Genomic DNA, 6230 nt, shown 5'->3' with positions numbered 1-6230 from the left:
CAATCCATTAAAGCTGGAAATACCTGTTTTTGAAAAAGTGGGGAAACAGTTGTGCATAGCCCATAGTCGTCAGAACTACGCACTGCTCAGTTATAAGATGAGCTATTGAATTTGTTCCTCAGTTTCGCAGCAAATGAGGAAAGGGTTGTTAGCGGGAGATAAGAAAAGAGATGCCATTCAGCTTCAGTTCAGTTTTGCGCCAGTTTGAGTTCAGGCGAGCACTTTATAGTACAGGCTTTGTCGAGCTGGATATATGCCTGGCCAGCTCACTCATAATGATAATCAAAACCCTGGAAAAACAATGATAGTTTCAAAAAAACAGATAATTCATACTGTAATGTCACTGATTATCGCTGCTGTGATAACAGGGTGTGGAGCAACAGCATCATCATATGAACCTATAGTCGATGGTCCGAAGAACCCGCGTTATCATAATGATCTGGAGGCATGCTCCTCTCTGGCGGAACAAAGAAGTTATACCAATGATGACGTAAAATCAGAGGCCCTGCTGGGAGCTGGCATTGGCGCTTTGTTCGGAGCACTTGAAGATGGTGGAAAAGGTGCTGTTGCAGGTGCTGTTATCGGCGGTGCAACTGGTGGAGGTTCACGGGCATGGGATACCCGTAATGAGCAGAAACAGATTGTCATCCAGTGTATGCGCAATCGTGGGCATAATGTTGTTGGTTAGATTGTAACCATTGATGTCAGGTATTCATCTGCATCAATATTAATGACATCTTTGATAGTAACAGAAGCTGCGGGCTCTCTACCAGATGCTCTGGCTGCGCATAGTGCACCGGATGTGATCTGCGGTGGATTCAGAGGCGCTTACTTTCGGGATAAAGGAGCTCCGGGCTGGAGAGCATGGGGCCCTGCTGAGAATGCCTGGTGCTGGCAGGGGGCTTCTGAAAACTTAAAGCCTTCAACACCAATTGAACTTGAATGTTATCCAGGACCATATTCCTGTAATGCATGGTGAAAATATCCATCATCAGAACCTGCTGACATTTTTTGAGCGATATTTGCTATTGCAGCAGTAAATAATGGCGACTTGTGATGGTTTGAATACATTGATCGAGCCGTAATTTTAGTCGTTGGTGGTATATAATGTTAGTATGCCTTTACACTGGCTTTTGGGATGATAAGGCGCTGTTAAGTAACCGTTATTTTTCTTAACCTCTCAGAGGTTAAGGTCTCCGGCCCCTGTCGTTTTTCAACCGGACAGCAGTGTGTTGCAATAATGATTAGTGTTGAGGTAGCTATGCATGATTCAGAAAGACTTCTGTTAGAAAATCAGCTTTGTTTTGCTTTACATTCCACATCCCTGGCGATGACTCAGCTGTATAAAGAGCACCTGGAAGCTATTGGGCTAACGTATACCCAGTACACTGTCATGTTGGTTTTATGGGAAAAAGATAACCTGACCCTCAAAGAGATTGCAGATCGACTCAGACAGAAATCCGGCTCTCTGACACCTGTGATTAAACGTATGGAGAATGAAGGGCTGGTGCGTCGTTGTCGTGGAATTGAAGATGATCGTAGCCTGAGTATTCAGCTGACAGATAAAGGCCATAAGTTGCGCGAACAAGGGCTGGAGGTAAATCGCTGTGTCTCTGGGGCCAGTGGTATGTCATACGACGATATGCGGGAACTGAAAGACAAGTTGGTCAGAATCAGAGAGATTATTTCAAAAAAATAGTTGTGTAAAAATAATTATCGCAATAACATATTTTCCATGAACCCGGATTATCGGGTTTTTATTTATCAAAATAATTATCGCGATAATTATTATCTCGATATTTTTCCAGAGGGTGATGTAATGAAAGCAATTTACTCAACGACCGCTACTTCAACCGGTGGCCGTGATGGTCAGTCCACTTCTATTGATGGCAAACTGAATGTTGCTTTGAGCACACCGAAAGAACTGGGTGGTGCAGGGGGAGAGGGTACTAATCCGGAACAACTGTTTGCGGCGGGATATTCTGCCTGCTTTATCGGTGCGATGAAATTTGTAGCTGCACAGCAAAAAATAGCTTTGCCAGATGATTTGAAAGTGAGTGCGACTGTAGGGATTGGTGAGAACCCGAAAGGTTCGGGATTTTCTGTCAGCGCAGACCTTGTGGTTGAGTTGCCTGGCATTGAGGAAGCCGTTGCGACGCAGCTGACTGAAGATGCTCATCAGATCTGCCCGTATTCCAATGCAACCCGTGGCAATATTGATGTCACAACGAGCATTAAATAAACCTGGGGTTTTATCGGATTCTCGCCTGGCAGGCATTTATTGTTCAGGTGAGGATCTGATTCAGTTTTATTACCTTGTCAGGGAGATCTCATTGTTTACAGATCTCCCTGACAGTCAGGAAATGTCGGGCAAAACGAATCAATCACTCTCGCTCAGTGTGTCCTGAAAGCGAAAACCCTGTTTTTCCAGTGTTTCTGCAACCTGAGGAAAATAGATTCGGCTATAAAAGCCTGATACCAGTGCTTTATAGGATGGTTGCTCCGGCATATCCTGCTGATCCCACCAGCATCTCAATGTCTGATCGTATTCTTCGACACCCTGACGGACAATATCACTGTCGTAGCGCTCACACATGGCAAAACTGGCCATAGGAATTCTGGGTTTTATCTGAGGCTTATTCTTTGCATCGGGCACACCCAGGGTCATACCGGCAACCGGATAGGTCTTTTCAGGCAATTGCAGTAAATCGATCATTGCTTGTGGGTTGTTCCGAATTCCTCCAATGGCCGTAGAACCATAACCCAGACTATTGGCTGCAGTCTGTAGAGCATTCAGCATGATTCCGGCATCCACGGCCCCGGTCAGAATACCTTCTGCGGATTGCTCAATAATATGGGAGAGATCCGATTGCTCTGTTGCCATGCTGGTCCGGTTAAAATCAATCACCAGAGTGATAAACATATCTGCGGTAGCAACCTGCAGCTGTCCTCCGGCAATTTCTGCAATTCTGGCGATCCTCTCCCTGTTGTGTGTTATTACTAATGAGATCTGCTGGCCATTAATCGAAGAAGGGGCCTGTTGTCCGGCCTGGAGAATAGTGACCAGATGATCATGTTTAACTTCAGCTCCGGTAAATTGTCTGATTGAACGGCGCTGAGTTAATTGTTCGATAATTTTATTCATAATGCCCACCTGATCTGGTTATTCTGGTACTTAAGTACTGAGAAGCAATGTGTGGACGATGGTTTCGTCCTCCATATTTGTGAAGTCGTCAGTTTATGTCGTTCTTTATCTGACATAGCCTGTGACAGGGCAAAGTCTGAATCAGCAGGAGTAATCAGGGTAGAGTACTGATTGTTACATTGATTTTAACTTTGCGTTAAAGGCGTGAATGGTGCGCTTTCTGTACAATGCCATGTTGGCAGAAGTGTTCTGTCTCTGCCGTTAGTATCTCGCTCTGATGTGGCGTTGTTTAATAGTGCAAATGCAAGTGAGATATTACGGATTTTTAAACGAAGGCGGAGATCGATGTTAATATTACTGGGTGATAAAATCAGTGACTTCTTTCCACCAGGCTGAATCCGGGGCGACAGGAATAGTGTCATGACCGGCATCTTTAAACAACCAGAGTTTTTTGTCGGTATTAATAGAGTCGTATAATCTCAGGCCATGCCTGACCGGGATCACATCATCTTTTTCTGCCAGAACCACAGCAACCCGGCCATTGAAATTGGCCAGATTACTGATGCTGTCGTATCTATCCAGTACCAGCCAGTGCAGCAGCAGATAACCATAATGCGTCAGTGCCAGATCCATCAGAGTGTCCCAGGGAACGAGTAATATCAGGCCTTCAATGGGCACCTTTGTTCTGGCAATAGTGCTGGCAGCAACACCGCTGCCTAAAGATTCACCCAGAATAAAAACAGGTTCCTGATAGCGTTCATATACCAGCTGAAGTGTTTCCAGAGCATCGTCGACAATCGCGGTTTCTGACGGTGATCCCTGACGGCTGCCATACCCCGGATATTCTGCCAGAATAATCCTGAAACCATACTGATGCAGAGCATCGGTGTAATAATGTCGGTGATAAGCGGTGGCGGCATTACCGTGAAAGACAACAATGGTACCTTTCACCTTATCCGGCTCATGGGTACTGGTAAAGCCTCGATAGTCTGTCATTGATGGCCAGTAAATGAGATTTTTTTCAGTCAGGCGCTTCTCTGAAGGAGCTGTGGTTCCTGGCGAGTACAGCAGGTCTCGCTGAAATGAGAAGATGATCAGAATAAGGACAACATAGCCTGTGATTAATCCGATTAGCAGGTGCCTGAATATTTTCATGATAGAATCTGTCCGCCCTGAATATTGATCATTCCTGGGGCTGATACTTTTTGCAAAGCGTGTTTTCCGGTAAAGCTTCATCGTAATCAGTCAACGAGATGCTCATTCGTAAATCTTCATGATGGTAGCCCTGGCGCTTATTATTCTTTGATCCCCTTTATTGTTCTTTGATCCCCTTCATCAGGTGACGGACTATCCAGAAGGTAATGATTGTCAGCACCGGCAGAGATAGTGTCAGGGCTTTAAGGGACGTATCAAGCAGCTCTCCTTGCGGTAAAACATTTCTCAGTGCCATACCGGTCAGGTCATAAAGATAATATACAACTACCAGCACAGAAAGGCTTTCCAGTTTACTCTGCAGGTTAAGCTGACGTCGGGCTCTTTTATTCATAGCCTGCAGGAGTTCTTTGTTCTGATTTTCGATGGTCAGGTTAACCTGGAACTGTAACAGTTCAGTAGCTCGGGCGATGCGCTTAGATAATAGCTCAATACGCTGAGATGCACTGCGACAGGTTCGTCGGGCGGGTTCAAGGTGACGTTCCATAAATTCAGTCGTCATCTGCTTGCCTTTCAATTTATTTTCTCTGAGTTCCTGTACGCGCTTTTCGGTCAGAGCAAAATAGGCTTCACTGGCAAAAAAACGGTTAGCGGTACTGGCTGATAACGCTTCAACCTGGCCGGATAGCTCCATCATTGCCATCAGGGTATGAGAGCTATCCTGATCGGGTGAACGCTGAGATACAGAGGCCAGTTCCTGGTCTAATAGTGTGAGTTTCGGCATCAGAGTTCGGGCTGATGGAAGTCCCATCAGCGCCATGTGGCGATAGGTTTCAATTTCGCAGATGCGCTGTAATAAGCGCCCTGCCTGTGCTGGCATCAAATGAATATCTTCCACAATGACCAGCGTGAACCCTGTGTCTGGCAGAGGTTTAAAGGTTGTAGCCATACGTGCTGATCCAGCCATTACCTCAGAGGCTACAAACTGTCCGGAATGAAAACAATCCTGCCCCCATTCTGAGAAGTTTTTACTGAAATGACGAGTAAAAAGATTACTCTGATCCTTTCGGAACAGTATTTCTGCACCAGCAAGAAATGCTCCGGGTAATTGTTGTCGATACTGAGGTAACTGGAGTGCACTGCGGGTATTTTCTGATTTATACAGCGTCAGTGTGTAAAACTCGTTATGGGGCTCGTAGCGAATACTGAGCTCAGCATTCTGGATAAACAGAAAACCTTTGTGAGTTTCCGGGCACTCAAACCCCAGATATCGTATCAGCTGCAGAATCTGACGTTCAGCATCATGTGCATCCTTCCCATCATAAAGCACCGTGATATGCTCCATTACCATAGGGGCGGGCAGATTCTGAAAGGGGCGAGAGTGAACTTCGTGGATAATATCCTGCCGCAGGGCATAATCGTACATGTCTTCAGATCGCTGTATTCTATAAGTTTTAGTGTTGTGACTGAATGGTCATATATCAGGGACTGTACTGCAGAATAGTGACGAAATGAAGTGATCCGGGTCTGGATATTTCAAACTAAGCGTTGAGTGCTCGCACTGAAAGGCTATGGCCGTTAAACATCAGAAAGAGTTATCTGTAATACCATTCAGGGCACTTTTAACGTGGCAAGAGTAAGGTTCAGTTCCGTACTTATTGAGGAAAATGATATTCAATATTAATTTTTTTTTCCATGCAAGTTCGTAATGTTGAAGCTAATATGTTGTAGCTGGTTATTGTTTATCAGCTTTAGTTTTTGCCAGAGAATTGATTTTGTTTGAGGCTGCGCAAAACAAAGGGAGTAAATGACTGCAAGGTCAAAGAATCTGGAGTAAAATTAATCGTAACTATTCAGCTGCCCGGTCAAAGATATCTGGCAGCTGCCCACAAAATAACAGGGTTAAGGCATTACTTGCTGATACCGATTGTTT

General features: G+C 45.1%; 6 protein-coding genes. 3 read left to right on the top strand and 3 right to left on the bottom strand.

Annotation, left to right across the window (positions count from 1 at the left end; genetic code table 11):
* Positions 1–301: 301 nt before the first annotated feature.
* The 3 genes from H4O21_RS23785 to H4O21_RS23775 all read left to right on the top strand — a co-directional run bounded on the left by H4O21_RS23785 (position 302) and on the right by H4O21_RS23775 (position 2242).
* The gene (locus H4O21_RS23785; RefSeq protein ID WP_182812270.1) at positions 302–688 is read left to right on the top strand and encodes a YMGG-like glycine zipper-containing protein; all 387 of its coding nucleotides are present in this window, start codon (positions 302–304) and stop codon (positions 686–688) included.
* Between the two features lie 552 nt (positions 689–1240).
* Positions 1241–1699 carry a MarR family winged helix-turn-helix transcriptional regulator gene (locus tag H4O21_RS23780; protein ID WP_255487445.1) on the top strand — a complete coding sequence of 153 codons (459 nt, stop codon included), beginning with the start codon at positions 1241–1243 and terminating at the stop codon, positions 1697–1699.
* Between the two features lie 120 nt (positions 1700–1819).
* The gene (locus tag H4O21_RS23775; RefSeq protein WP_182812267.1) at positions 1820–2242 is read left to right on the top strand and encodes an organic hydroperoxide resistance protein; all 423 of its coding nucleotides are present in this window, start codon (positions 1820–1822) and stop codon (positions 2240–2242) included.
* A 138-nt stretch (positions 2243–2380) separates the two neighbouring features.
* Here the strand turns inward: H4O21_RS23775 and H4O21_RS23770 are convergent, their stop codons facing one another.
* From H4O21_RS23770 to H4O21_RS23760, 3 genes are all read right to left on the bottom strand, one after another.
* Positions 2381–3145, bottom strand: a complete 765-nt coding sequence (locus tag H4O21_RS23770) for a nitroreductase family protein (protein ID WP_182812264.1) — start codon at positions 3143–3145, stop codon at positions 2381–2383.
* Between the two features lie 354 nt (positions 3146–3499).
* The gene (locus tag H4O21_RS23765) at positions 3500–4300 is read right to left on the bottom strand and encodes an alpha/beta hydrolase (RefSeq protein WP_182812261.1); all 801 of its coding nucleotides are present in this window, start codon (positions 4298–4300) and stop codon (positions 3500–3502) included.
* Positions 4301–4457: 157 nt separating this feature from the next.
* The gene (locus tag H4O21_RS23760) at positions 4458–5723 is read right to left on the bottom strand and encodes a DUF3422 domain-containing protein (protein WP_182812259.1); all 1266 of its coding nucleotides are present in this window, start codon (positions 5721–5723) and stop codon (positions 4458–4460) included.
* Between the last annotated feature and the right edge of the window lie 507 nt (positions 5724–6230).

The sequence above is a fragment of the Oceanospirillum sediminis genome, from assembly GCF_014164585.1.
Taxonomy (GTDB): Bacteria; Pseudomonadota; Gammaproteobacteria; order Pseudomonadales; family Halomonadaceae; genus Oceanospirillum; species Oceanospirillum sediminis.
This window is presented reverse-complemented; position numbering and strand designations above follow the sequence as displayed.